This is a genomic window from Aquabacterium sp., assembly GCF_049317225.1.
Lineage (GTDB): Bacteria > Pseudomonadota > Gammaproteobacteria > Burkholderiales > Burkholderiaceae_C > Aquabacterium.
In genome coordinates this window covers 107252-132344 of the sequence record NZ_JBMOIR010000006.1, presented here as the reverse complement: position 1 = coordinate 132344, position 25093 = coordinate 107252, and the positions used below count along the sequence as shown (strand labels likewise).

Below are 25093 nucleotides of genomic sequence, written 5' to 3'. Positions count from 1 at the left end.
TGTTGGTGCGGCTGGCAGGATTCGAACCCACGACCCCTTGGTTCGTAGCCAAGTACTCTATCCAACTGAGCTACAGCCGCCGAGAAGTGAGACTATAGCATGCTTTTATTGTTTGTGTGAAGCTGTGTTGTGTTTTTTCTAATTCAGTCGCGCTCTGGGACGGCTGAGAGTCGGAAGAAACGTGCGGCCTCCTCAGGACGGTGCTCACGTTCTGAAAGTTCGCCGAGCTTGGCCCAAGCGGTGCGGCGACGAGAGAGGTCGAGTTGCAGGTCGTTGGCTGCAGACAAAAGCATGCCGCGTGCCTTGCCCCACAATTGGCGCTCAGCCAACGCTAGACCCAAGGTGAGTGCAATGCTGGGGTTGCGCAAAGCCAATGGGGTTGTGGCGTCCAGTCGAGGTAGCCACTCGGCTTCCAAGCCCAACAAATTTTCGCTGAGTGCCCCGGACAAGGCTTCGATTGCGTCAGAAGGCAGTTGTCCCAGCTTGTCCCAGAATGGTGCAATCCACTGTCTGGCCTCAATGTGTGCGCCCAACATGCCCATGCGGTGCGCGGCGTACGCCACGATCAGCGGGTCCTGCTTGTCCTGCTTGTCCAGCATCTGCCAGAGTTGACGCAGTTGATCTGCGTCCCTGGCTGCTTCCAGTGTCTCGGTTGCCAGGGTGCGGAGCAATCCTTCTGCTGCGGTCGAAGTGAACCCTTGGTGCTTGGCCAGAAGGCGCGCTGTCCGCAAGGCTTCCACAGGCTGTCTCGCCAGTCGAGTCGCTTGCAACTTCAAGCGCAGCGCCTGCGTTCTGCGTGCCACGCCAGGTGGCAGTTCGCTCAAATCTCGCAGAGCCCGGTTGGCATCGCGATCTTCCAAGGCCCACTCTGCACCAAGCAGTCGGGCGCCTTCCTCTGTCGCGCGGGGCTTGCGCGTCAACTGTGACATGTCCAGCGCGCGCACCAGTTGCTCATCTCGGCGGGTGCGGTCCTGCAGGCGATGTAGGCTGCCGGCAGACAGAAGGTGTGCCAGCGCCGTGAATTCTGCATCCAATGCCAGATCAGGTGTGTCCGCCTGAATGGAAATGGCTTTTTGGCAAGCCTTGTGTGAGCGCGTGTAGCGCCCCGCAAGATAAAGGGCCAGGCCCTCTCGCAGTGCGGCCTGCGCCAGGCGGTCTCGTTGTGCAGTCCGCCATTTCTTGGCGCGCTCGGGTAAGGCCAGCAGGCTGTCCAGGCCGCGGATCAGTGTGTAGATGGCCAGGAAAAAGAGAATCAGGCTGAGCAGAAACAGGTTGAGCGAGATATCCGCCCTCCAACCCAACCAATAGATCATGACCAGGCCGTCGTTCGCGCCGAGCGCGGTGGCACCCACGACAGCAACGACAGCAAGCAGGAGTAACCAGACGATGGAGCGCATGAGAGGAGCTGTCCTTTTGTCCGTTCAGCGGCCACCAGACACGGCGGCCAGTGCTGCCAATGTGTCGTCAGGGCGAGGCAGGGCAGTCTGCTGACACTGGGCGACCACATCTTTCACCATGGATTGCAACAACTGGGTCTTTCTGGACTCCGTGTCGAAATAGCGCGGAATGGCTTGTGACACCTGCTGGAGATCAGCGGTCGCCAGAGCTGTCTGACGACTCAGAATCGCCAGGCGAGCATTCAGCAGGCGCAGTTTGATGTTTTCGCGCAGGAAAAAGCCTTGTTCCGGGGACACCAGCATGCCTTCAGGTTGATTGACGCGCGTCAGGCGGATCAGTGTTCTGGTTTCCTGCCAAACCGTATTGGCTGCACTCTTGGTCCAGTTCAGGATGCCTTGCGCCCAAGAAGGCTCTGCATCCGACGCATCGGCGGTTGATGCAGCGATCGTCGGCTGATTCACGGCGCCTGGCTTGGCCTTGGGCATGGTGGTGAGTGTTTTGCCAGATGTGGGTGGCGCTACCGTTGTTGGCTGATTGAGCAAGGGGACCTCGTCAAGCAGTCGAGTGGCCTCATCCAGGTGAATACTCAATGCACTCAGGTCGGCAATTCGCGTGGCCTTCACGCGATCCAGATCTTTGGCGACAGCGCGCCTGACGTTGTCGAGGCGGGGCTGGTTGGCCCGACTGAGGCGCGTGTCAGCCGACTGAAGTGCGGTGACCAAGGGCTCTGCACTGCCTGTCAGTGTGGCTTGCTGAGTGGCCACACGCAGGCTGGCATCGATGTCAGCCAAGAGGTTTTCATCCCGGGATTGGCTGAGGGTGCGGATCAGATCCTCCACCTGTGTGCGTTGCAGCGCCACCTCCGCGAGACGTGTTTCGAGCAGAGCAGTGCGTGCGGCGGACTCGCGAGACAACTCTTGCGCTTGCTTGGCAAGCACGTTCGCCTCGGCTGCTCGTGTCTGTGTGTCCTGCTGCCGGCGTACCAACTCCTGTTCGAGACCCTGTACGCGCTTTTGTGCTTGCCAGGCTACCCAGGCGCTGCAGCCCGTGGCAACGCACAAGGCGGCCGCCGCCCAGCGTACCCAGTTGGCGGTATGGGGTTGAACCGTCACGCTCGAAACAGCTGCGGGCGCAGGTGTCGGCGTGGCTTCGGGGGAGGGGGTGTTTGCGTCGCTCACAATGAATTCATTGTATAGACGTGCCGCATTGATGCCATCTCAGTGAGACGTGGGGTGGCCTGCACCATGCTGGCGTAGTGCCTGAACCACGGCATCAAGGGTCGGTCTGCATTGGATGATGTGGTCGATGCCCAATTTCCGGGCACTTTCCGCGATTCTCGGGTGTGTGCACAGTGCGGTGGCCTTGTGCCAAAGCGAATCGGTGGCTTCCGCGATGGCTGGCAGGTGCGTGTGCGTGAGGTGATCAATCGCTTGTGAACTGCTGAAGAGCCACAGATGTTGATCCGGTGCCCGAATGGCTGCATGTGCCAGTGCTGACTCACGGGGGGTCCAGGTGCCGGCGCCTCGCGTGTAAGTCAAGAGTGGCAAGACCTGTGCGCCGCACTGGGTGAGTTGATCGGTGAGCCAGTTTCGGCCTTGTGCTTCTCGGGCATCGCCACCGCTGATGATGCGGACGGACTGCTGTGGCCACGCTAATGGACGCAGCAACGGCCACAGTGACTCGGAGTCAAACTGTTCGGCGTTCACGTCCGGGCAAACAATGGCCTCGCGTGCCAAACCGCATGTGGCGCCCAGTTCCGAGAGCGTGCGTGCCGTTCCGGGGCCAGGGCAGGCCGCGAGGGTGGTTGCGGGCCAGTGGCAGTCTGCCGGCCGAAGGCGGAAAAACCACTCTGCCGCCGCAGGGCTGACGAACATCAACAGGCGATGGGTATGCAGTTGCCGCCAAGTCTCCACCACGGGCGCGGGATCAGTCGGGCCCGAAATTGCCATCAGCGGCAGGGCTTGCGCGTCAAAGCCTTTCGCCTGAAGGTTTGCGACCCACGCCGACGCTTGTGGTTCGGGCCGGGTCACCAGCAGGCGCATGTCCTTGACCTGCTTCAAAGTGTCAGTGCGGCCAGCCATTCGGGGCCAGCCTGCTCTTTCAGCGCGGCGGCCACGCGGCGCCCCATCGCGTCCGCATCGGCGTCGGACTGCGGGCAACTGCTCACTTCTGCGCAGATGATTTGGGCATGCTCAGGGTGTCCGAGCAGTGCGCGAAGATGCAGCGTGTCGCCGTGCCATTCCGCAAAGGCGGCCAGTGGCATGGAGCAACTGCCCCCCATGGCCCGCGATACGCCGCGCTCTGCCAGTGTGGCCAGCCATGTTGGCTGATGCGCGAGCAACTGCAGGGCGTTCAGGAGCTCAGGGTGGTTACTGCGGATCTCGATGCCCAGTGCACCTTGTCCGGCTGCGGGCAGCATGACATCGGTGTCGATCACTTGTTTGATGCGTGCGGCCAAGCCCAGGCGCTTCAGCCCCGCTGCGGCGAGGATGATGGCGTCGTATTGCCCGTCATCGAGCTTGCGCAAGCGGGTGTCCAGGTTGCCGCGCAACGCTTCGATTTTCAGGTCTGGCCGCTGCGCCCGAAGCTGCACCAGTCGACGCAGGCTGGATGTGCCGACGATGGCGCCCTGGGGCAACTCCTCAAACGTGTTAAAGCGGTTGGACACGAAGGCATCGCGAGGATCTTCGCGTTCCATGATGGCTGCCAGGACAAAGCCCTCGGGCAACTCCATGGGGACGTCTTTCAAGGAGTGCACCGCCAGATCGGCTCGGCCTTCCTCGAGTGCGACTTCGAGTTCTTTGACAAACAAGCCCTTGCCACCGACCTTGGACAATGCCCGATCCAGAATCTGGTCACCCTTGGTGGTCATGCCCAAGAGGTTCACGGTGCGTCCAAAGCGACGTTGCAGGATGTCGCGGACGTGCTCGGCCTGCCACAGGGCCAGGCGGCTTTCGCGGGTGGCAATCACCCAGGGAGTAGATGTAGACACGGTCATGAGCCCGATGCTATCAGCCGATCGGGCTCATGAATGCGATCAAGGTCAATCCTTGCGCGGAGCGAGGGCCAGATGACGCTTTTGTGTCTGATTGATGTACTGCTGGAGGCTCCGGTCGCCGGGCTCCAGGTCGTGGATCTCGCAACCCAGCCGGAAACCTTTGATCTCCGGTAGTGGCGTGGCGTGATGGATCACCAAACTGACGTCCAGCCAGGTCTCTTCGTCCAGTCGCAACTGGCAGTTGGGAACCTTGGTGCCTGAGGCGATGGCAGGAACGTTGTCGGGCAGCAGCAGTGCAACACCGCTCAAGCTGACGTCCAGCACACGCAATGCAACCATGTTGTCTGGGCTGGCTGGGTGCTGGAAGCTGGCGACGGGGCCTGTGCTGATGAAAGGCTTGACCCGAAACGCCGAACGTCGCTGAAAGCGGTACAGCTCGCGCGGATAGCGGGCGTTGATGATTTCGTGTTGTCCGCCGTGGACTTGAATGAGACCATCAACCTCGAACTGCACCTTGATGCTGTCAAGGTAAGCCACGGCCTGCACTTCGCCTGAGGCAAGGAGTGCGCGGAGTCCCGCGTTGCGGCTGTCGCCGCTGAAACTGATGGTGCCGCGAGGTTCGTCAACGCTCCAGAGGAGGGTGGTGTAGCTGTGACCTTCAGGCCCGCTGAGGGTGATCAGCGTGTTGCTGCTTTGCATCTGGCGCAAAAGGCCGTTCACCTCCACGGAGGAGGTGAGGCGGAAATCATCCAGCGCTGTGTCCGCAGCGCGAGAGGTCAAGGCATTGCTCATGGAAACACGAAGATCAGTGCATCTTGTGCGGCTCTGTAGGGGCGCCCATCATACGACCAAGGTCGTTGATCCATGGCTCAGCCAGATTGCGAATCTCGGCATCGTTCACGAGAATTCTTTGCATGATCCTCGTCTTGAGTGCCATTTCGTCCTGCCCGAGGACGCGAGACTCGGACGCATGCTTGAGTTGGGCGATCAAGACGGCGCAAGCGCCTTCAAGTTTGACAACCGTATCCCAGTCGCCGTTGCGGGCGGCGTTGAGCATGTCGTGGCTCGCGTGCTCGATGGCCTCGTAGTAACTCAGAAGGTTACTGGTCAGCACATCGTCTTCTGCTGTGGAGATGAGTTCGGGGGCGTTCATGCTCGGATCTCCATGGCTGCGCGAGGGGCATCGTTGTGGCCGGGGGCGACAGCATCCCAGGCTTCACGAATCGGAGAGAGCAGTCGGACGCATTCATCGAGTGCATCGACATCATTGCGGAGATTGGCTTGCGTCAAGCGACGTGTCACGTATTCGTACAGATCGTTCAACTGTTGAGCCAGCTCGCCGCCTTGTTGCAGATTGAGACTGGCCTTCAGCCCTTCATCGACGATGCGAACGCATTTGGTGATCGCGGCACACTTTTCCGGAATCTCGCCCTTTTGCATGGCGACACGAGCCTGCCCAATGCTTTGGAAGAATCCGTTGAAGAGCATGCTGATCAGCTGGTGATCAGACGCGCCGTTGACCCCGGTCTGGACGTCAATCTGGCGGTATGCGTTGCTCACATTGCGCGAACTGAACATGCTGACTGATGAACCTGTGGCGGTGGCGTACATCTTGAGACTCTTGCGGTTGGTGCTGATAACAGCGTTGATTTGTTATCGGCATCAACGTGTGCAGCTTGAACGCTAAGGGTGCTCAGGAACCGTTGAATTGGCTGGGAATCAGGGTGCGTTTTCGGGGATCGAGGCTTCGGTGTAGCGCTCGATCAAGCGCTGCTTCGCCAAGGGGCTCGTACCTTGATCCTGACTGCCAGGGGTAGGCTGAGACGGCTTCGCCGCAGCATTCTGTGCAGACGTCTGAATGGAGTTGTTGCTCACCATTTGCGCCATTGCTTGCAGGTTCACGCCTTCAGATGGCAGCTTTGCCAGCGTGGCATCCAGCTTGCGCTCATCCAGTTGCAACGCCCCTTGATCATCCATTCGGATGCCGAGTTGGCTGAGCTGTCGCTTCAACTCGGGGTGGTCGGAGGATTGCCAGATATTGGCCAGGTTCGCCTGCACGGCTTGCGCATCATCGCGAACCGGTGAGTCGTTGCGCGGACGGTCTTCCAGTTGCTGCTGGAGTTCGTTGAACGACGACACGAAATCACGAGCCAGGCTCTTGAGGCTGGCGCGGTCGGTGTCGACTTTGATTTCGACAGGCTTGTCGCTGATGGCTTTCAGGGTCAGGTCCACGCCTGCAACCGCATCTTGGACCAGATTGGACGATGACGTCACGGCCTGTCCATCAATACTGAGTTCGGCGTCTTGCGCAGCCTGCGCGAGCTTCATGCCCTCCGCGCTCGCGGCTGGATTGAATCCCAAAGATTGAAGGGCAGCGGCTTGCGTGGGCTCAGCAGTTGCAGCGGTGTCGACGGAAACTTTGAATCCGTGGTGTGCGCCCGATCCTGATGAGCGGAGCAACAGGTAGGTGCCTGTTGCGTCACTGATTACATTGGCAACGACACCCACACCTGCAGCGTTGATGCGATCGCGCAGCTTTTCAACGCTGACGTCCCCGGGGCCGGCCGTGACGCTGGCCTTGGGCCAGTTAGGGTTGGGCGTGAAGCTGCTGAGGCTTGAATTCCACTCACCCAGAGACAAGTTGATGTTGCCAATGCCAACGGTGGTGGAGAACGGCGCGAACATGGTGGCGGTGGTGACCTGGGGCGATGCCAACTGATCAACCTGAACCGAGAACTTGACGGACGGTGCATCCACCTTGCTGGTCGCGCTGACAACATCGGGCTGGCTGCTGAAAGCGGCCTTGCTCTGCCAAGTTGCAGGTTGCGCCATGCGCATGCTGCTGTCCACAACCGCCGCCAAGGCGTTCTGGAGCATGCCGTCTGACGAGATGCGCGCTTCCGTGTCAACGGAGGTCACTGCATCCGACATTTCGGATTTCGGACGAGACGCCTGCGCGACAGCACCGACCATCAGACCGGGGTCGATGCCATCTACTGTTGCTGAGGGGGTGACCGAAGCCATGATGCAGTCCTATTAACCGCGGTGTTGCTTTTCATGAATCGAAATAAGACTGGTTTTACTGCTTATTTCGATGGATTTAAGCTCACTATCGGCAGGAGTTGCGAAAACTTAAGGCCTTCGGGGGCGATCAACTGCTGCTTTTATTCGACGCGTTCAACGTATTGATCATCTGCGTCACATAGTTGCTGGTACTGCTGATCTGGGACATCTTGGTGTCCAGTGCCGAGTACTGTGCGCGCAAGCGCTTCTCGTACAGCGTGGCCCTTGCATCCAACTCGTCCTGACGCTTGCTGTTGTTCTTGACCAGTGTGTTCAAGCCGCTCGTGCGACTGGTCAGTGGCCCTTCTGTGCCGAGCAGTTCGTCGGCAAGCGAACGAAAGCGGGTTGCGAAGCCGTCCGCACCACTGCCTGTGGTATCCGCCGCCGCAAAGGCCTTTTTCACTTCTGCCAGATTGCTCAGTGCACTGGTCAATTTGGTGCTGTTGACGGTCAGTGCGCCGCCGCTTTGAACCTGGAGGCCCAAACTCGACAGCGATGAGAACACGCTTGAGGCCGCGCTGCTCGCCCCTAACATTGTCCTGAGGCGATTACCCATGCCGACCGCAGTCGTGTCGCCCTGAAGTGCTGCTGCAGTCTTGGTGCTGTCGTCGTATTTGGTGTTGGACTTGATGGTGCTGTAGAGCGAGCTGTAAGCCGTCGCAAACGCCTGAATGGCGGCGGTGATGGTGGTGTTGTCTTGATCGACATTGACACTGACCGCAGTGCCGCTGACTTTACTGACTTTGATGTCGATGCCAGTCAATGCACCGGAGATGGTATTGGTCTCGGAGTTGACCGAAATGCCGTTGATCGTGGCCGAGGCGTTGGTGGCGGCCTGTGTGCGAGTGGTGCCAGTTGTGCTGTTGGCAGGATCAAAGGCGAGCGCTGCAACGCCAGCGGTACTGCTGGCATCCGCCTGAATCCGGAAGCCGTTGGATGCCCCTGTTGCTGTCGAGTTCAGAGCCAGTTTGGCAGCACCCGTGCTGGCGTCTTTGACAATCGACGCTTTGATGGCCGCGCCACTGCTGTTGATTTTGTCGCGGATACCTTCCAGCGTATCTGTGCTGGCAATCGTGATGCTGACCGACGAAGTGCCGGACTTTTGCGTGAATGTGTTGTCTGCGGCCCATGAGCCAATGTCGATGGTCAAAGTGCCGGAGCCGACGGTGGCGGTTGACGAGGCAACGGAGGCGGCGGTGACGGTGGTTTGTGCTGCGGCGAGGCTGCTGACCACGACCGAATAGTTGCCGGTTGCTGCACCGCTGGAGGTCGTGACTTTGGCAATGGTCTCGTCTGACGATGTCGCTGCAGTGCTTGACCAGAGGTCGGGTGACGTCAGTTTGGCCGCTGCATCTCGCAGCGTGGAAACAGCAGACTGAATTTTTCCGAAAGCCGAAATCTTGCTTTGTATCGTGCTTGCTTCGGTCTGCAGTTTGGTGATCGGCTGGCGCTCCAAGGCAACCAGCTTCGTCACGATGCTTTCCGCATCCAGGCCGCTGCCCAGTCCGAGGGACGTCAGTGTTGCGGAAGTGGTGCTGGTCATGATGCGCTCCAGATGCGGCTACGAGCCGAGCAGATGTGCAAATGGCTGACTCTGCCAATCGCAGACATCAGCCATTTCGACGCTGCGACTCGAAACTTAATGGTATCGAGCCTGGCGAAGATGTAAAGATCCGAAATCAACCGCCCAGCAGTTTGAGAACCTGTTGTGGCAACTGGTTGGCCTGGGCCACCATCGCATTGCCTGCTTGTTGCAGGATCTGTGCTCGCGACAGGTTCGCTGTTTCTGCGGCGAAGTCCGCGTCCATGATGCGGCTGCGTGCAGCAGTCTGATTTTCTGCAGCCACCTGCAGGTTGGAGATGATGGCGTCGAAGCGAGACTGCGTTGCGCCGAACGTCGCCCGGGTGTCATTCACGAAGTCGAGCGCTTTGTCGATGCCGTCAATGACCGTCGCGAGCGAGCCGACGGTAGCCGTGCTGTCGATCACGTTGCGACCGGAGCCCGTGTTGTCTGTACCGGCGACGGATGAGATCAATGCCGCAGCACCCATGTTGGTGGTGGCCACATCAATGGTGTCGTCGCCCGATGTGTTGGCACCAATCTGGAAGGTCAGCGTGCCAGCATCGCTGCCGATGATGTGTTTGCCGTTGAAGGTGGTGCCGCCGATGACGCGCTGAATTTCCTTGGCCAGTTCGCCAAACTCCTTGTCCAGCGAATCCATGTCGCTGGAGGAGTTGCTGGCGTTGCGAGCCTGAACAGCCAGTTCACGCATACGTTGCAGCGAGTCGCCAATCTTGCTCAGTGCGCCTTCTGCCACCTGAGCCAGCGAGATGCCATCGTTGGCATTGCGTGCGGCCACATTCATGCCACGGACCTGGGCGTTCATGCGCTCAGCGATGGCCAGGCCGGCGGCATCATCCTTTGCAGAGTTGACGCGCAGGCCGGAAGACAGGCGCTGCATGGCGGTCGACAGGGATGACTGGGATGTATTGAGGTTGCGCTGCGCATTGAGCGAAACCAGATTGGTGTTGATCGTTTGTGCCATTTCGAACACTCCACAAGAAGCCGGTGACTCCCGGCGGAAGCGCCTGCGGTGTTGTCATCAACACCCGACCCTGAGCCGGACCACAGGTCCTACGGTTTGAAACCTGTTGGAGTGATTGTCGGCAAGGCGTTCGGCTGGCAAAACCGCGATAAGGGGTTGAAATGACGGTCAAATCTCAGTCGAGCAATGAAAAAGCCCCGCCAGGGCGGGGCTTTGTTGGGTGCTGGCTGATTAGCTCAGCAGCTTCAGCACTTGCTGTGGCAGCTGGTTCGCTTGGGCGACCATCGCATTACCGGCTTGTTGCAGGATCTGAGCGCGAGACAGGTTGGAGGTTTCTGTCGCGAAGTCTGCATCAGTGATGCGAGCCTTGGCGGCGGATTGGTTCTCCACCGAAACCTGCAGGTTCGAAATCACGGCGTCGAAGCGGTTCTGCGAGGCACCCATGGTGGCGCGCTCACCGTTGACCATGTCGATGGCCTTGTCGATGTTGTCGATCACGGTGGCGATCACGCCTGCGGTGGCCGAGCTGTCGATCACTGCGCGACCGGAGCCGGTATTGTCAGTGCCTGCCACGGAGCTCAGTGTTGCTGCGCTGCCCATGTTGGTGGTCACCAGGTCGATGGTGTCATCGGAGGTGGTGTTGGCGCCAACCTGGAAGGTCAGGGTGCCGGCATCGCTGCCAATGATGTGCTTGCCGTTGAAGGTGGTGCCGCCCACAACGCGCTGGATTTCCTTGGCCAGTTCGCCGAATTCCTTGTCCAGGGAGTCGCGGTCGCTGCTGCTGTTGGTGGCGTTACGGGCTTGCACAGCCAGTTCACGCATGCGTTGCAGCGAGTCGCCAACCTTGGCCAGTGCGCCTTCAGCTGTCTGAGCCAGCGAGATGCCGTCGTTGGCGTTGCGAACGGCGACGTTCATGCCCTTGACTTGAGCATTCATGCGCTCGGAGATGGCCAGGCCGGCGGCGTCGTCCTTGGCAGAGTTCACACGCAGACCCGAAGACAGGCGCTGCATGGAGGTGGCCAGAGAAGATTGAGAGGTAGAGAGGTTGCGCTGTGCGTTGAGCGAAACCAGGTTGGTGTTGACAGTGGATGCCATGGTAAAACTCCTTTGGGTCGATCACTAACCGGCGACAGCCGGACATTCATCAAGCAGACGCGAGCGGCCTGATGGCCATCCGGCGTTAGTCAACCTCAGGGATCAATGGCGATTGCCTTGTTGAGCCATTGGCCGGCTAACCGGACCACGAACACGCATTTGCTAGCTCGTTGAACCTGTTATCGGGAGCACCTCACGAAAACTTTAGGGCTGGTGCTTGACAACTTTTGCAAATGTGGTGCGTCGCAATCTGTGCCGGCTTTGCCTGTCTTATTCGAGCCTTGCTGCAACACCAGTCACCTAGAGTCGGCAGGGCGCGGATCACTGACTGAACCGGCAACCCCTTATCGGTCACTTGATCGCACACTTGAAGGAGAAATGACATGGCGCGTGCCTCGCGAAACTTGATCCCTCATTCAAGGGGGGGTGTTTCTGCATCGACTTCAAATGCGAAGCGCGCACATCAGTTGTGGAGCGATGGCCTTGCCTACAAGAAGGCAGGGAAGTGGCTCAAAGCATGCGCCTCATTCAAAGAGGCTGTGAAACTGGAGCCCCATGACGCGCTGTACTGGTTGAATCTGGCGCACGCATTGAACAAGCTGGGGCAGCGTGCGGAAGCAATGGATGCTGCACGCACCTCACTGAAGCTGGATCCGGCAAACCTGGTAACCAACCATTTGTTGGTTCAACTCTATCGAGATCAGAAGGATCCTGCCGAGGCGCTGGCAGTGTTGAATGCACTGCCACCGGATGTGACGCGAGATGAACGGCACCATGTGTTGACCGGTGCCTGTCTGGCAGAGATGGGCAAGCATCAAGAGGCGATTTCGCATTTCTTGAATGCGCTGCAGATCAAGCACGACGACAAGGAGGCCTACAGCCAGTTGGGCTTCAGCCTCATGAAATTGCGCCAGCACGCACAAGCCGCGGAGTGCTTCAGAACGTTGGCCGTGCTGGATCCCACAGCCCTGGATGTGGCCATGTACGCGGTGCACTACAGTGCGTGGGCATGTGACTGGGACATGGTGGATCACGACAAAGGTCGGTTGGCCGACACCATGGATTTGCTGACGGAAGCATCCGTCACGGAGCCCATCAGTCCGTTCTGTCTGCTGTCCATTTCGGATGATCCGGAACTGCAGAAATGGATGGCGATGTGGGACATGAGGCGTTATCGTCATATCCATCCGCAGGACCCAGGTCACTATCCCAAGCGTGATACGCAGGCTCGGATCAAGGTCGGCATGGTGTCATGCGACTTCCATCACCACGCAACCAGCATGCTGTTGGTCGAGGTGCTGGAGCGACTGGACAGGCAGAAGTTCGAGGTGTTCCTGTATTCGCACGGTCCGGATGATGGGAGTGCGCTTCGTCGGCGTGTGGTGGCTTCAGCAGATCACTTTGTAGAGTGCGCCAAGATGCTGCCGAGAGAGCAGGCCGACCGCATTCGAGCAGATGGCATCGACGTGCTGTTTGAATTGAAGGGCTTTACGCAGGACACGCGCCTGGCGACATTTGCTTTTCGGCCTGCGCCCATTCAGGTCGCATGGCTGGGCTATCCAGGAACCTGTGGCGCTCCCTTCATTGATTACATCATCGGTGACCCGATGGTGACCCCTTTGTCGTCTCAGTCGGCATACACGGAGCACATTGCGCAAATGCCGATTTGCTATCAGCCTAATGACAGCAGCCGACACCGTGAGGTCACTCGCACGAGACACGAGTGCGGCTTGCCGCCAGATGCCATCGTCATGGCTTGCTTCAACCAGTCCTACAAGATCACGCGCGAATTGTTTGATTCGTGGTGCCGCATCTTGCAGCGGGTACCCGCTGGGGTCTTGTGGTTGCTGGTGCCGGATGATGCTGTGCGTCAGCGCTTGCGGCTGGAGGCAGCGCGACGCGGCATTTCGCCGGATCGGCTGTACTTTGCCGATTTCGAGCAGATTGACCGGCATCGTCAACGCATTGCTTTGGCTGACTTGGCGCTCGATACGTTCCCATGCGGGGGGCACACGACCACCAGCGACACATTGTGGTCGGGTGTGCCGGTTGTGAGCCTGATGGGGCAGACCTTTGCCTCACGCGTTGCAGGCAGCTTGCTGTCCGCCGTGGGGTTGCCAGAACTCATTTGCCAGAACTTTACCGAGTACGAGAACAAGGCAGTGGCTTTGGCTCAGGAGACTGAGCTCCGAGCGGCAATGCGCCAGGCATTGCTGGATGCACGAGACAGCGCCCCCTTGTTTGACAGCTCGCGCTTTGCCTCAGATCTGGGGCACTTGATGCAGCGCATGGTGGAGCGCGTGGATCAAGGCCTTCCTCCCGCTTCGCTGCCCGCAGAGAAAGAACCAGTATGACGACACTGCCGACGATCCATGTGTGCATTGTTCAGCCCGCAGGCTACATCCACTCTCTGGGCTTTCTTGATCAGGCGCGGTACTTCAGGCACCAGTTTCGACGCATGGGTGCTGAGGTCACACTGGCGAAGAATCGCTTGCGCCATGATGCAGTCAATGTGATCTTTGGTGCGCACCTTGGATTTGATCCGGGCTTGCGCCAACGCTACACCTGCATCTTCGTGAACCTGGAGCAATTGGGTGCGGGTGGCGCCAACGTCACGCCGGACTACATGTCTTTGCTGGGTTCGTCAGCCGTCGTGGACTATGACGAACGCAATGTGCCGGCTTACACGCCTCATGTGGACGATGTGCCGATTGTTCCCATCCTGCATGCGCCGTATCTTCAGCGAGCTGACCTGATTCCGCTGGCCGATCGCCCGATTGATGTGCTGTTCATCGGCAGCCTCAACGAGCGGCGCAAGGTGATGCTGGACCAGATTGAATCGACCGGCGCCCGTGTCGCGATGTTTGATGCACCGCTGTATGGGCCCGAGCGGGATCTGTTCATTCAGCAAGCCAAATGCGTCTTCAATGCGCACTTTTACGAATCCAGTCGATTCGAGCAGGCGCGTGCATCGCTTTGTCTGTCGCTGGGAACACCTCTGGTGTCGGAGCGGTTGCCGATGTCGGGGCCGCACCCCGCCTATGAAGACAGCGTGTTCTGGGTCAATGGCGACACACTGGTGCCGTTCTTCTCCGAGGTGTTTGGTACCCCAGCCTATTTCGAAGCCGCACAGCGTCAGCTCGACAACTTCAAGGCGTTTGACCCGATCGAGTCCTATGCAGATGTGCTGGCATTTGCCGTCGGATATGGTCCGACCCATCAGGCAAGACGTCCCCAAGAGGCGTGGTCGCCGGAGGGGATCAATCTGAGTGCCGGGGACGAATACATCCCGGGTGTTCTGAATCTGGATCGCACCGTCTCGACACAACCCGATGCCTTGTTGGATCTCAGTGAGCAGATTGACTGGCCTTTGTGCTTTGAGACCAGCTACGCCGGTCCTGTGCAACTGGCGCCTGAGTCGGTGTCGGTCATCAAGGCCAGTGGTGTGCTGGCCAAGACACGAGACATTCGACTGTTGATGAGCAACTGCCTGACCCTGCTCAAAGTGGGGGGGCAGCTTCTGGTCGATGTGCCGCATGAAAAAGCGAAGGCCGCCTGGCAGGACCCCGAGAATGTGCGCGCCTTCAATGAACGCTCGTGGCTGCACTACACGGATTGGTTCTGGCACATGGATTGGCTTGAGCACCGATTTAGCGTGGGCAGCATGAGCTACCTGGATGAACGCATGCAGCCTTGCCAGGCCGAGTCCGCGTCGTACATGCGACTGGTTCTGACCAAAGTGGAGACGACGCTCCAGGAGCGCACGCATGCGCGGGTCAAGCGAGCAGACTTTGGATTGCCAGAAGACCTTGACTTGATGTGATCGCCTTGGCGGTTGCGGATTGAGTCGGGTTCAATAGGCGTTGATTCAACGGTTTGTTTCCGGGATTGGCCATGTGCCAGGTCCGCTAATGTGAGCGCATTGCAGCCTATTGTCTGTGGGTCTTCACATGAGCACCAACCCTGTCTATCTTGTCGTGGCCTTTGACCACCCTCTGAATGTGGTTGAAAGCGTGGCCGAACGCATTGCCTTTGGCTTGAGTTGCCAGGGTTTGCATGCGGTCGCATGTTGCCTCCCGCGCGATGCTGACAAGATGGCCCGTATGTCGCCAGACATGATCTCCGGGATCATGTCCTTGGGCAGCCCCCCATTGTCTTGCAGGGTGGGCAACAAGCGCCTTTGGGAGTGCACCCATGGGCCGGTCACCATGTACTTCCTGGATGCCATCATTTATGACATGGCACGCGTCCCGGCCATGTCCGAGTACATCGTTGCAGCGCAGGCCGATCATCGACTGGGCTTTGCGTCACCCGAGCGAGGCTATGCGCAGTGGCTGGGCCCCAGCCTGGGCGTGCGCTGGGACTACATGCCGTTTGGGCACTTCTCTCAACTCAATACCCCTGTTGAGCAAGCCGAAACGCAGAACAAGCTGTGCGTGGTGGGGACGGTGGGCAGTGAGCTGGGGTTCAGTCCCGCACACGAATCACTGGCGGACTTGTTCGCGCGCTTCAATGTTGGCGTCGCGCAGCGTCGTGATGAACTGACAGACCGACTCTTCGCGGCAGATGCCAAGCAAATTCCTGCCTTGACCTTGTGTGAGCACTTTGGCTGGCATGCGAAAGAGGCCTTGTCGAATCTTTCACTCATCATCGCCGTTGACTCATGGATCAAGCGCAACAAGCGCATCGAAGCCATGAAGAGTCTGGCGGGGCACGCTGTGGATTTCTTCGGGTTCGGCTGGAAGGAATTGCTCGGTGATATCGACGGCTTCCGCTATTTTGGTCAAGTCAAGCACCAGGACATTGCCCGACTCATGCCGCATTACCGTGGGTTGCTGAACTTCGATCCCAACTGGGAGGCTGGTGTTCATGATCGCGTGTACACGGCCTGTGCACTGGGCGCTGTGTCCCTGACCAATACCAATGAAGCCTTGCCAGAGGCTCAGCTGCCATCAGAGTTGGTGGTGACTTACAACGCGAACAAGCCCAACCTGGGTGAGCTTGTGGAGGCGCATGGCATTCTGGATCCCACGCCCCGGATGAATGTGCCTCGTGCTGAGGTGCTGACGGCACACAGTTGGTCTGCACGCGCGGCGCACTGGATCACCTTGTCGCAAGGCACGCGCTTGTTCAATTGAGGATTCGGAGTTTCGTATGTTGAACGTGGTCGTCATCAACGGTGGGCGGGGCGCTGGAACTTTGATCCCTGCGCTGCTGCGTCGGCAAGGTCTGCATGTCACGTCGATCGTGAATGCTTATGACGATGGCAAGTCGACGGGTGAAATCCGCAAGTTTTTCGGCATGCTGGGCCCTTCCGATCTCCGTAAAGTGCAGGAGTTGATGCTGCCAGAGGATGATCCGGACTACGCAGCCAACTGCGAAGTCTTCAGCTACCGCTTTCCTGATGACGCGCAGCGGGAGACTGTTCTGGCGCAACTCAACGCGTTTGCCAGCGGGGAAACCGACAAGCTGCTGCACATCCAATTTCAGCAAGCCAAGATTCGGTCAGCATTGCGCTCGTTCGTCAGTGAGTTCCTGGCCGGGTTGAACGTGATCGAAAAGATCCGGGGTGAGCAACTGAAGTTCGCAGACTGCTCCATCATGAACTGCATCTATGCTGGTGCGTTCCTGGTCTTCCAGCGCAACATTGAGTTGGCCACGCTGTTCATCGATCGCTTGTTCAAGCTCAAGGGGACGGTTCTGCCCACCAGCATCGAAGACAAGAAACTGGTTGCCTTGCGCGAGAACGGTGAGATTCTCTACAGCGAGGCAGAGATTGTCGAGTTGCGTTCCAGCGTGCGTGTGGAGCGCGTCTACCTGCTCGATGAGTCCTTGGACAAGGCCCGCTTCGAGACGCTGTCGGCCGCAGAGAAGCGTTATTACCTGGAGCGGCACCACTGTCGCGTGCCGGCATCGCCCAAGGTCGAGTTGGCCCTTCAGCAAGCCGACATCATCATTTACGCAGCAGGGACGCAGCACTCATCGCTGTATCCCACTTACATGTCTTCGGGTATTGCGCGCAATATCGCAGACAACAAGCATGCACTGAAGGTCTTTGTGACCAATATCGGCGCCGACTACGAGACACCGTCGTACCACGCCTCCGACTACATCAAAGGCGCACACAAGTACCTCAACCTCTCGGATGCGCGCTTTTACGGCATGCACGAGTTGTTTGACTGCGTGCTGGTCAACCAGTCTGGCGAGGGGGAGAACTACGTTGATTACGATGAAGCCGGCTTCCAGGACGTGCCTGTACGTCGCATCGTGGATGTGTTCGAGAACCTCGATGCCAAGGGTCGACATGATGGTGACAAGGTCACGCAACTCGTGATGAGCTTGCATGATGAACGCACCGTGCCGTTTGGCGGGATGCATTGATGCGCGGGTGAGGTGATATGTCCTCGGCCTTGATGCGTCTGCTGCAGTCCAGGCAACTGCTGATCTTTGACTTTGATGGCACGATCGCGGACACCTCGCCCCTGCATGCACAGGCATTCACGCAAGCGCTGTCTGGCAAAGGACTTGCGGTTCACTACCCCGACATCGCAGGACTGAAGACCGCAGATGCGGTGCGGTTTTGCGCTGAGCGTGCGGGCGTGATGTTGCGCGAGGACGAGGTCCAGTCACTCGTTCAAGCCAAGCAAGGTTTGGTGCGAACCCTCATGGCCAGCAACCTGCAGGCCTTGCCAGGGGCGGGTGACTTTCTCCAGCGCGTTGCTCGCACCCACCGATTGGCCATGGTGACTTCGGGGTCACGCGGAACCGTCTCACTGGGTTTGAACAAGTTGGGACACACCGATTTGTTTAACCCCTTGATCTGCGCGGACGACGTGGCACATGCCAAGCCGTCACCTGAGGGCTTTCTGAAGGCCTTGGACATGGTGGGCGTGTCTGCAGATCGCGCGCTGGTGTTCGAGGACTCGGCGGCCGGGCTGACAGCGGCCCATCAAGCGGGCATCGCGACGATCAAAATCGAAACTGACACTTGGACTGCGTTGTTGAAGGATCTGAAATGAGCGAGACACAGCGGGACAAGATCGGGGCGTTGATTGTGGCTGCGGGTCGCGGCACGCGGGCAGGCTTGCCTTACCCCAAGACGCTGTACCCCATACAGGGCAAACCCATTCTCTGGCGTTTGCTGGATGTGTTGAGGCCCCATGATCCGCAGCCCACGGTGGTGGTCAGTCCAGGTGGTCAAGCGGATGTGGCCGCCAGCCTTCAGTTGGGGGGCTATACGGCACACCTCGTGGTGCAGCCCGAGCCCCGGGGCATGGGGCATGCGGTGTCCTTTTTCAAGGATTCACCCGCCTATGCCTGCGTCGAGCATGTGATTCTGGTCTGGGGTGATATCCCGTTTGTGCAAGCGGAAACGATCAGCGAGATGGTGCGCGTGCATCGGACACATGTCAATGATTTCACCTTCGTGACGCGGGTCGTTGATGAGCCGTACACCATCGTTACGCGCGATGCGCAGGGGCAGGTGAGGGGCGTTGTCGAAACGCGCGAGGCCGGCAGTGAGAAGCAAGCGCATGGCGAACGTGAGATGGGGCTCTTCCTGTTTCGCAAGGAGGCCGTCATGTCGTTGCTGCAAGACGAGCTGCCAGGCAAGTGGGGCGGCCACACGGGTGAGCATGGCTTCCTGTACCTGATCGGCCACCTTGTGGCGAAGGGCTACAAGGTGGAGGCCATTCCTGTGGCCACCGACATGGATCTGGTATCGCTCAACAGCCTGAGTGACATTCGCGACTATCTGTGAGTTCGCAAAAGAGGATCAGCTTCCCAGTAGCTGATCCAGCAGGTTGAGGTTCTGACGGGCGAGCACGCTGCCTCGTCCATGCACAGCGCCCTCCAGCGATGGGTTCTCGCCGATCGCCACGCAGCGTTCCCAAGCTTGACGAATCATGGGGACCAAGTGCCCGGCTTGTTCCGGGTTGGCCACAACGAAGTCCAGCAACACATCGCCCAAGACAAAGTAAAAGTCGGGCGAATCAGGCCAGGTGGGCATTTCTGTCTCGGCGTATTGCACCGCTTCAGACAGATGGCCCAATGCCTTGAGCGTGAACAGTCGGCGCAACACCAGGTCGTGGCGCCAACTGGGTTCACGGCTTGTCTCCGGGGGCAGCAACGACAGCGCCTGGTCGTAAGCTGTCAAGGCTGGCTCAAAGCGGTCGTGCACTTCATGGTCCTTGCCCAACTGGTAGTGCAAATAGGCGTTGTGAGGGGCTTGCTGTACGGCCAGTTCAAGTAACTGGCGGTTGCGGTCGCCCTTGGTACGCATCTGCTCTGGCAGGTAGCCATCGTGGTCGAATCGGATGGGCAGATTGCGCTTGGGCAGCGTGGAAGATGGCTGCTCGTGAATCCGACCTTCAAAGCGGACGCTGTGGGGCAGCACACGAGGCAACCAACTGGATGCCTCCTGCGACGAACCTGAGGTGCCTGTTGCACCATAGCCGCTACACACCTCCACCCGTCCCACGAAGTCGGGTTGCCGCTCACGCAGGTCCAGCAATTGTTCGCCACCGTGCTGAAGGACTTCGTCGGCATCCACGATGATGTTCCAGTCCGCGTCGCTCAGATCCAGTGCCGCATTGCGTGCGGCCGAAAAGTCGTTGACCCAAGTGAAGTGGGCCACGCGAGCGCCTGCCGTCTTCGCGAGCACGACGGTGTCATCGGTGGACCCGGTGTCGAGCACGATCATCTCATCCACCCATGGCTTCATGCTGTGCAGCACGGCCGAGATGAGGCGGGCCTCATTGCGCGCAATCATGACCAGCGCCGTCTTGAAACGACCGTGGGAGGCAGTCATCGTCAAAACACCTTCCGCCCAGTCAGCCGCTCGTGCTCGCGCACGGCAAAGCGGTCTGTCATGCCAGCGATGTAGTCCGCTACGGCGCGATGCAGGTCGTCGCGGCGCGCGAAGTCGTCGCGCATGGCCGATGGCTGTTCGACATAGGCGGCAAACAACTCCGACAGCACCTGCTTGGCTTTGGCGGTGGTTTCATTCACCTGCGGATGGCGATACAACTCTTTGAACAGAAAACGCTTCAGTGCCGTACTGGCTTCGCGCATGGGCTGACTGAATCGCACAAGGGGTGGGCACTGACGCGCCTCGTCGGCCGATGTGGGCCGATGCTGATCGAGGTTGGCTCGGGTGGCGTCAATCACGTCGTACACCTGTTGCGAGAGCATGCGGCGGATGGTGTCGAACAGCAAGCGGCGACCCTGGAGGTTCGGATACTCGGACAGGGCCTCGTCCCGGAATCGAGTGAACAAGGGCACGGCCTCCAGTTGAGTCATCGTGATCAGTCCTGACCGGACTCCGTCATCAATGTCGTGTGCGTTGTAGGCAATTTCATCGGCCAGGTTGCACAACTGTGCTTCAAGGCTGGGTTGCGTGCCATCCAGAAAGCGTCGGCCCACGCCACCGGGCTCGCGGGCGTCCAGCATCTCTGCGTGCTTGCGAGAGCAGTGTTTGAGAATGCCTTCTCGCGTTTCGAACGCCAGATTGAGGCCGTTGTAAGCGGGGTAGCGCTCTTCCAGTTCATCCACCACACGCAGCGACTGCAGGTTGTGCTCGAACCCGCCGTGGGTCTGCATGCATTCGTTGAGGACATCCTGACCAGCGTGCCCAAATGGCGTGTGGCCCAGATCGTGAGCCAGTGCCACGGCTTCGACCAGGTCCTCGTTGAGGCCCAGTGAGCGTGCAATGGACCGGCCGAGCTGCGCAACTTCCAAAGAGTGGGTCAACCGTGTGCGAAACAAGTCGCCCTCGTGGTTGAGAAAGACCTGCGTCTTGTAAACCAATCTGCGGAAGGCCGTGCAGTGCACGATCCGATCTCGGTCGCGCTGGAAGTCACTGCGGGTGGGGGCGGGTGACTCGGGGAAGCGGCGCCCCCTTGTCTGCGCTGAATGGCTGGCGAAGGGAGCGAGTGTCATGGGCTGTCGACTGGATCAGCAGGTATGTGCGGCGATCACGTCGCGCACCACAGACTCGGGTGCTGGGCGCATGCCGGCTTGCCCCAGCGGCCCGATTACCACGAAGCGAATTTCTCCGCCCTCGGCCTTTTTGTCGACCTGCATCAATTCCAGATAGCGGTCGGCGCCGAGATTGGGGCCCTTGGTGGGCAGGCCTGTGCGTTCGATCAGGGCCGTGATGCGTGTCGCAGTGGCGGCATCGATCAATCCCAGGCGTGCAGACAGGTCTGCAGCCATGACCATGCCGCAGCCGACCGCTTCACCGTGCAACCACTCGCCATAACCCAAGCCTGCCTCGATGGCGTGCCCAAAGGTGTGGCCGTAGTTCAGGATGGCGCGCAGTCCCGACTCCTTCTCGTCCTGGCCCACCACCCACGCCTTGATTTCGCAGGAGCGCTTGATGGCGTGTTTCAACGCTTGGCGGTCGCGGGCCAGCAGGCGATCCATGTTGACTTCCAGCCAGGTCAGGAACTCGGCATCGGCGATGGGGCCGTACTTGATGACTTCAGCCAAACCAGCCAGCAGTTCGCGCTGGGGCAGGGTATCGAGCGTCACCAAGTCGCAAATCACCCGCTGAGGCTGGTAAAACGCACCGATCATGTTCTTGCCGGCGGGGTGGTTGATGGCGGTTTTGCCACCCACGCTCGAATCCACCTGGGCCAGCAGGGTGGTGGGGACTTGCACAAAAGGGACACCGCGCATGTAGCAGGCCGCGGCAAAGCCGGTCATGTCACCTACCACGCCGCCGCCCAGTGCATACAACACGGTCTTGCGGTCGGCGGCTTCTTCCAGCAGTTTGGTGAAAATCTGGTTCAGTGCAGGCCAGTCCTTGTACTGTTCGCCATCTGGCAATTCAACGTCCAGCACTTCTTTGTGCAAGGGCGCAATGGCTTCGCGGAGACGGGCTGTGTACAGCGGGCCAACGGTGGTGTTGGTGACGATCAGGCCCTTGGATGATTTGGGCAGGCCAGCGAATGTTGCCGCTTCTTGCAGCAACCCCTCACCGATCAGGATGTCGTAGCTGCGATCACCCAAGTCGATGGCGACCGTGGTGTGGCCGGCGCTGGGAGCTGTCGCGGGAGAGAGGGGAGTCGATGCCATGAATAGACCGTCGCTGAAAGAGAGGCGTGGCGCCCCGAACTTCGCGGAAGTCCGGTCCCAGCCGCGACGCGTGGGGCATCAAACAAAATAAGGTGACGAGCCTTGACCTGGCACTGTTGGCTAACGGTTAGGGCTGCTTCGTTCCCGACCTGACCCGGTTGGCCGCGCCCCCATGCAGGGAGGCCCGTCAACGTCGATTGTACGCGAAGTACTTACGACTTGTCGGCGGCCAACCACACTGCCAGTGCTTCCAGATGGGTTTGTAACGCCGCCTGGAACTGATGGAGTGCCGAGCTAATCTGGACGGCATCGCGCAGGACCAAGGCTTCCTCCAGCACGCCAGCTTGTGTGGACAGCGCAGCCATACCCAAGTTGCCTGCCGAGCCCTTGATCGTGTGAGCTTGTCGACGCGCTAACTCAGGATCTTGTGCGACCCATGTCGCCCAATTGGGCAAGGACAGGCGCTGTTCGTCGTGGAACCGTCCCAACAACTTGCGCAGCAAGGCGTCCTTGCCCGCGCAACGTGCCAGTGCGGCGGGGATATCCAGCAGGGGGGAGTCGGTGACTGTCGGTGTCGATGCGAGCACGCGGGCGGCGGGCTCGGAATGCGGTGGGACCTCATCCAGTGCACCGCTGATCGTGTCTTGTGCTCTGCTGCGTGACCACTTCAATACCATGCGGATGACATCCTCTGGCTCGAATGGCTTGGGCAGATGGTCGATCATGCCGGCATCTTTGCAGCGCTGGGTTTCTTCCGGCATGGCGTGTGCAGTCAGTGCCACCACGGGCAGGTCCGGATCACGCATCTGCAGCAACTCAGTGGCCTGCAAGCCGTTCATCACGGGCATTTGCACATCCATCAGCACGATGTCGTAATGACCCTTGCCATGCTGTTTCAGCAATTCGACCGTGCGCTTGCCATCTTCCACGCAGTCGACGATGGCCCCTTCTTGCTCCAGCAGCGTGGCCACGATGTCGCGGTTGATCTCCACATCATCGGCAGCCAAGATGTGCAAGCCCCGCAGGCGTGGCCCTTGCTCCTTGGCCGCCAGCGGCGTGGCGGTGGGTGCTGGGGCATTGGCCAATTCCAGCGGGATGCACAACGTGAAGGTTGCGCCCTCTGCCAGCGCGCTCACCAGTTCAATGGTGCCGCCCATCAATTGCGCCAATTGCTTGCTGATGCTCAGGCCCAAGCCCGTGCCACCATACCGACGCGATGTGGAGCCGTCCGCCTGTTCAAAAGGCTCAAACACACGTGCCTGGGCGTCAGGGTGCATCCCAATGCCAGTGTCTTTGACCGCAAAGCGCAGTTGCCGCTCGTTGGCAGAAATGGTCAGTGAAACTTCGCCCTGCTCGGTGAACTTCACCGCGTTGGACAAGAGGTTGATCAAGATCTGATTGATGCGGAGCGGATCACCCATCACAGCTTGAGGTGCTGCTTCGCAATGCAGGGTCAGTGCCAGCCCCTTGTCACGAGCCCGCTCGGCGATCACGGCGATTGCGTCTTCTGCCAGTTCTTGCGGTGACAGGGGGGTGTGCTCAATTAGCAGTTTGCCAGCTTCAATCTTGGTGAAGTCAAGGATGTCGTTGATGACGCCAAGCAAATGCTTGCCAGAGTGACTGATGCGCTCCAACACCGTTTTCACCTGGGGATCGCATGGTGGCAAGTTCAGACCCAGTTGCGCCAGACCCAGGACGCCATGCAGGGGCGTACGGATCTCGTGACTCATGTTCACGAGGAACGAGCTCTTGACCTTGGCCAGTTGCTCCGCCTCGACCTTGGACGCTGCCAATTCTCGCAACAGGGCGTTTTGCTCGGAAATGTCGACGGTCAGTGACATGATGGCAGCGGGGTTGCCATCGCGATCTGGCAGGGTAATGGATGTGGTCAGGTAATCTTTGCGTGAACCATCCGGCAAGAAATTGGCGATTTCGTAACGCAGCAGCGGGGTGCCACTCAGCAGTTCGTGATCGTGCTTGATGATTTGCTCGGCCACCGCGGGTGCGAACACATCTTCCACGCGCTGGCCAATCAGCTTGTCCATGCTGGACCCTGCCAAGCCCGCAAACACCCTGTTGCAAAGCTGATAGCGATTGTCCAGTCCGCGGATGCTCATGCTCAGGGGCATGGCTTCGATGATGGTTTGCAGGTGTTGCTGCTGCAGGGCCAACCGTTCGGTGCGTTCCAGCACCAGCTCTTCCAGTTGCTCTCTGTGTTCGATCAGGGCTCGCTCACTGGCCAGCAAGCGGGCTTGTGTCTGATCCTGCATCTCCACTTTTTTTTCAAGCTCCATGCGAGCTTGCTCAATCGTGGTCATCGCATTCCAGAACAACCGGCTGAAGTGCGCAATCACGGTTCCGATGGTCATGAACACGATGACCTGAACCACTGCGTAAGACAGCGACGGCGGCGCCGCCCCCTGGCTGATGCCTTTGATCCACCCGCCGAATTCCAGCCCGAACAGCGCCAGGCTTCCCAGTACGGCCACACGTGTGGTCCAGATGGCGGCTCTGGCACTCAGTACAAAGCCGGCGACCACGATGAGGCATGCTGGGACGACCGCCGCAGAGGAGCCGACCCCTGACCCCAAGTAAATGCTGATGCCGACGATCAGCACATACACGGCAATGCCAAAGAAGGCGATGGCTCGCCGGATGCCCAGGTATCGCTTGGTCACGAGTGCCCCGAGGGCAATCAGTGTCAGCAGCAGGCCGCTCCCCATCCGCGCAATGCGCACTTCGTCCGACTGATGCGGAATGAATGCCAGTGCGATGTTCAGGAAGATGCCGCCCAGAGCAGCCACCACCAAGACAGACGTGACGGTCGCAGTCAGCGCATCTTTCAGCCCTGAGCGAACGTGCTCAAGCGTGGGGGGAGCGTCGGCGTGGTTTGCCGTGGGCGCACTCATCTGGG

Annotated in this window: 21 protein-coding genes, 1 tRNA gene and 1 other RNA gene; 6 read left to right on the top strand and 17 right to left on the bottom strand. The window is 59.4% G+C overall.

What is annotated here, in order from left to right; genetic code table 11:
* Positions 1–3: 3 nt before the first annotated feature.
* The 12 genes from ACOYNB_RS06755 to ACOYNB_RS06700 all read right to left on the bottom strand — a co-directional run bounded on the left by ACOYNB_RS06755 (position 4) and on the right by ACOYNB_RS06700 (position 11100).
* A tRNA-Arg gene (locus tag ACOYNB_RS06755) sits at positions 4–80 on the bottom strand.
* 63 nt (positions 81–143) lie between these two features.
* On the bottom strand, positions 144–1397 hold the full coding sequence (locus tag ACOYNB_RS06750) for a heme biosynthesis HemY N-terminal domain-containing protein (RefSeq protein ID WP_422838348.1): 1254 nt from the start codon (positions 1395–1397) through the stop codon (positions 144–146).
* A 24-nt stretch (positions 1398–1421) separates the two neighbouring features.
* On the bottom strand, positions 1422–2510 hold the full coding sequence (locus tag ACOYNB_RS06745) for a uroporphyrinogen-III C-methyltransferase (protein ID WP_422838347.1): 1089 nt from the start codon (positions 2508–2510) through the stop codon (positions 1422–1424).
* A 105-nt stretch (positions 2511–2615) separates the two neighbouring features.
* Positions 2616–3479 (bottom strand): uroporphyrinogen-III synthase, encoded by an 864-nt coding sequence (locus ACOYNB_RS06740; RefSeq protein ID WP_422838346.1) that lies wholly within the window; start codon positions 3477–3479, stop codon positions 2616–2618.
* On the bottom strand, positions 3455–4396 hold the full coding sequence (hemC, locus tag ACOYNB_RS06735; protein WP_422838345.1) for a hydroxymethylbilane synthase: 942 nt from the start codon (positions 4394–4396) through the stop codon (positions 3455–3457). The genes ACOYNB_RS06740 and hemC overlap by 25 nt, the downstream gene beginning before the upstream one ends.
* A gap of 45 nt (positions 4397–4441) precedes the next feature.
* A complete protein-coding gene (locus ACOYNB_RS06730) occupies positions 4442–5188 on the bottom strand; it encodes a flagellar brake protein (RefSeq protein ID WP_422838344.1) in 747 nt (248 codons plus the stop codon).
* Positions 5189–5201: 13 nt separating this feature from the next.
* Positions 5202–5549, bottom strand: a complete 348-nt coding sequence (locus ACOYNB_RS06725; protein ID WP_422838343.1) for a flagellar protein FliT — start codon at positions 5547–5549, stop codon at positions 5202–5204.
* Positions 5546–6007: a flagellar export chaperone FliS gene (gene fliS / locus ACOYNB_RS06720; RefSeq protein ID WP_422838342.1), complete on the bottom strand. Its 462-nt coding sequence runs from the start codon at positions 6005–6007 to the stop codon at positions 5546–5548. The genes ACOYNB_RS06725 and fliS overlap by 4 nt, the downstream gene beginning before the upstream one ends.
* Positions 6008–6115: 108 nt before the next feature.
* Positions 6116–7420, bottom strand: a complete 1305-nt coding sequence (fliD, locus tag ACOYNB_RS06715) for a flagellar filament capping protein FliD (protein WP_422838341.1) — start codon at positions 7418–7420, stop codon at positions 6116–6118.
* Positions 7421–7547: 127 nt separating this feature from the next.
* Positions 7548–9002: a flagellar filament capping protein FliD gene (gene fliD, locus ACOYNB_RS06710; RefSeq protein ID WP_422838340.1), complete on the bottom strand. Its 1455-nt coding sequence runs from the start codon at positions 9000–9002 to the stop codon at positions 7548–7550.
* 136 nt (positions 9003–9138) lie between these two features.
* Entirely contained in the window at positions 9139–10005 is an 867-nt protein-coding gene (locus ACOYNB_RS06705; RefSeq protein WP_422838339.1) for a flagellin domain-containing protein, read from the bottom strand.
* A 231-nt stretch (positions 10006–10236) separates the two neighbouring features.
* A complete protein-coding gene (locus ACOYNB_RS06700; protein ID WP_422838338.1) occupies positions 10237–11100 on the bottom strand; it encodes a flagellin domain-containing protein in 864 nt (287 codons plus the stop codon).
* 383 nt (positions 11101–11483) lie between these two features.
* Here ACOYNB_RS06700 and ACOYNB_RS06695 point away from each other — a divergent pair, with 383 nt between their 5' ends.
* From ACOYNB_RS06695 to ACOYNB_RS06670, 6 genes are all read left to right on the top strand, one after another.
* Positions 11484–13454: a tetratricopeptide repeat protein gene (locus tag ACOYNB_RS06695; RefSeq protein ID WP_422838337.1), complete on the top strand. Its 1971-nt coding sequence runs from the start codon at positions 11484–11486 to the stop codon at positions 13452–13454.
* Positions 13451–14923 carry a hypothetical protein gene (locus ACOYNB_RS06690; protein WP_422838336.1) on the top strand — a complete coding sequence of 491 codons (1473 nt, stop codon included), beginning with the start codon at positions 13451–13453 and terminating at the stop codon, positions 14921–14923. Before ACOYNB_RS06695 ends, ACOYNB_RS06690 begins: the two co-directional genes overlap by 4 nt.
* A 127-nt stretch (positions 14924–15050) precedes the next feature.
* Positions 15051–16238, top strand: a complete 1188-nt coding sequence (locus tag ACOYNB_RS06685; RefSeq protein ID WP_422838335.1) for a glycosyltransferase family protein — start codon at positions 15051–15053, stop codon at positions 16236–16238.
* Positions 16239–16254: 16 nt separating this feature from the next.
* A complete protein-coding gene (locus tag ACOYNB_RS06680) occupies positions 16255–17481 on the top strand; it encodes a 2-phospho-L-lactate transferase CofD family protein (protein WP_422838334.1) in 1227 nt (408 codons plus the stop codon).
* A gap of 17 nt (positions 17482–17498) precedes the next feature.
* Positions 17499–18119: an HAD family hydrolase gene (locus ACOYNB_RS06675; RefSeq protein ID WP_422838333.1), complete on the top strand. Its 621-nt coding sequence runs from the start codon at positions 17499–17501 to the stop codon at positions 18117–18119.
* A complete protein-coding gene (locus tag ACOYNB_RS06670) occupies positions 18116–18859 on the top strand; it encodes an NTP transferase domain-containing protein (RefSeq protein ID WP_422838332.1) in 744 nt (247 codons plus the stop codon). The genes ACOYNB_RS06675 and ACOYNB_RS06670 overlap by 4 nt, the downstream gene beginning before the upstream one ends.
* A gap of 15 nt (positions 18860–18874) precedes the next feature.
* Here the strand turns inward: ACOYNB_RS06670 and ACOYNB_RS06665 are convergent, their stop codons facing one another.
* The 5 genes from ACOYNB_RS06665 to ACOYNB_RS06645 all read right to left on the bottom strand — a co-directional run bounded on the left by ACOYNB_RS06665 (position 18875) and on the right by ACOYNB_RS06645 (position 25088).
* Positions 18875–19909 carry a glycosyltransferase gene (locus tag ACOYNB_RS06665; RefSeq protein ID WP_422838331.1) on the bottom strand — a complete coding sequence of 345 codons (1035 nt, stop codon included), beginning with the start codon at positions 19907–19909 and terminating at the stop codon, positions 18875–18877.
* 2 nt (positions 19910–19911) lie between these two features.
* Entirely contained in the window at positions 19912–21039 is a 1128-nt protein-coding gene (locus ACOYNB_RS06660; RefSeq protein ID WP_422838330.1) for a deoxyguanosinetriphosphate triphosphohydrolase, read from the bottom strand.
* 15 nt (positions 21040–21054) lie between these two features.
* A complete protein-coding gene (aroB, locus tag ACOYNB_RS06655; RefSeq protein WP_422838329.1) occupies positions 21055–22179 on the bottom strand; it encodes a 3-dehydroquinate synthase in 1125 nt (374 codons plus the stop codon).
* A gap of 91 nt (positions 22180–22270) precedes the next feature.
* Positions 22271–22368: signal recognition particle sRNA small type (gene ffs / locus ACOYNB_RS06650), an RNA gene on the bottom strand.
* Positions 22369–22391: 23 nt separating this feature from the next.
* Complete coding sequence (locus ACOYNB_RS06645; RefSeq protein WP_422838328.1) at positions 22392–25088, bottom strand: ATP-binding protein; 2697 nt, start codon at positions 25086–25088, stop codon at positions 22392–22394.
* Positions 25089–25093 lie beyond the last annotated feature (5 nt).

Bases quoted from the DNA above. Each gene is read 5' to 3' on its own strand.
- ACOYNB_RS06665 (WP_422838331.1), bottom strand. From the start codon at position 19,909: ATGACTGCCTCCCACGGTCGTTTCAAGACGGCGCTGGTCATGATTGCG.
- ACOYNB_RS06670 (WP_422838332.1), top strand. From the start codon at position 18,116: ATGAGCGAGACACAGCGGGACAAGATCGGGGCGTTGATTGTGGCTGCG.
- ACOYNB_RS06660 (WP_422838330.1), bottom strand. From the start codon at position 21,039: ATGACACTCGCTCCCTTCGCCAGCCATTCAGCGCAGACAAGGGGGCGC.
- ACOYNB_RS06725 (WP_422838343.1), bottom strand. From the start codon at position 5,549: ATGAACGCCCCCGAACTCATCTCCACAGCAGAAGACGATGTGCTGACC.
- ACOYNB_RS06685 (WP_422838335.1), top strand. From the start codon at position 15,051: ATGAGCACCAACCCTGTCTATCTTGTCGTGGCCTTTGACCACCCTCTG.
- ACOYNB_RS06705 (WP_422838339.1), bottom strand. From the start codon at position 10,005: ATGGCACAAACGATCAACACCAATCTGGTTTCGCTCAATGCGCAGCGC.
- ACOYNB_RS06700 (WP_422838338.1), bottom strand. From the start codon at position 11,100: ATGGCATCCACTGTCAACACCAACCTGGTTTCGCTCAACGCACAGCGC.
- fliD (WP_422838340.1), bottom strand. From the start codon at position 9,002: ATGACCAGCACCACTTCCGCAACACTGACGTCCCTCGGACTGGGCAGC.
- ACOYNB_RS06740 (WP_422838346.1), bottom strand. From the start codon at position 3,479: ATGGCTGGCCGCACTGACACTTTGAAGCAGGTCAAGGACATGCGCCTG.
- fliD (WP_422838341.1), bottom strand. From the start codon at position 7,420: ATGGCTTCGGTCACCCCCTCAGCAACAGTAGATGGCATCGACCCCGGT.
- hemC (WP_422838345.1), bottom strand. From the start codon at position 4,396: ATGACCGTGTCTACATCTACTCCCTGGGTGATTGCCACCCGCGAAAGC.
- ACOYNB_RS06675 (WP_422838333.1), top strand. From the start codon at position 17,499: ATGTCCTCGGCCTTGATGCGTCTGCTGCAGTCCAGGCAACTGCTGATC.
- fliS (WP_422838342.1), bottom strand. From the start codon at position 6,007: ATGTACGCCACCGCCACAGGTTCATCAGTCAGCATGTTCAGTTCGCGC.
- ACOYNB_RS06645 (WP_422838328.1), bottom strand. From the start codon at position 25,088: ATGAGTGCGCCCACGGCAAACCACGCCGACGCTCCCCCCACGCTTGAG.
- ACOYNB_RS06695 (WP_422838337.1), top strand. From the start codon at position 11,484: ATGGCGCGTGCCTCGCGAAACTTGATCCCTCATTCAAGGGGGGGTGTT.
- ACOYNB_RS06750 (WP_422838348.1), bottom strand. From the start codon at position 1,397: ATGCGCTCCATCGTCTGGTTACTCCTGCTTGCTGTCGTTGCTGTCGTG.
- ACOYNB_RS06690 (WP_422838336.1), top strand. From the start codon at position 13,451: ATGACGACACTGCCGACGATCCATGTGTGCATTGTTCAGCCCGCAGGC.
- aroB (WP_422838329.1), bottom strand. From the start codon at position 22,179: ATGGCATCGACTCCCCTCTCTCCCGCGACAGCTCCCAGCGCCGGCCAC.
- ACOYNB_RS06730 (WP_422838344.1), bottom strand. From the start codon at position 5,188: ATGAGCAATGCCTTGACCTCTCGCGCTGCGGACACAGCGCTGGATGAT.
- ACOYNB_RS06680 (WP_422838334.1), top strand. From the start codon at position 16,255: ATGTTGAACGTGGTCGTCATCAACGGTGGGCGGGGCGCTGGAACTTTG.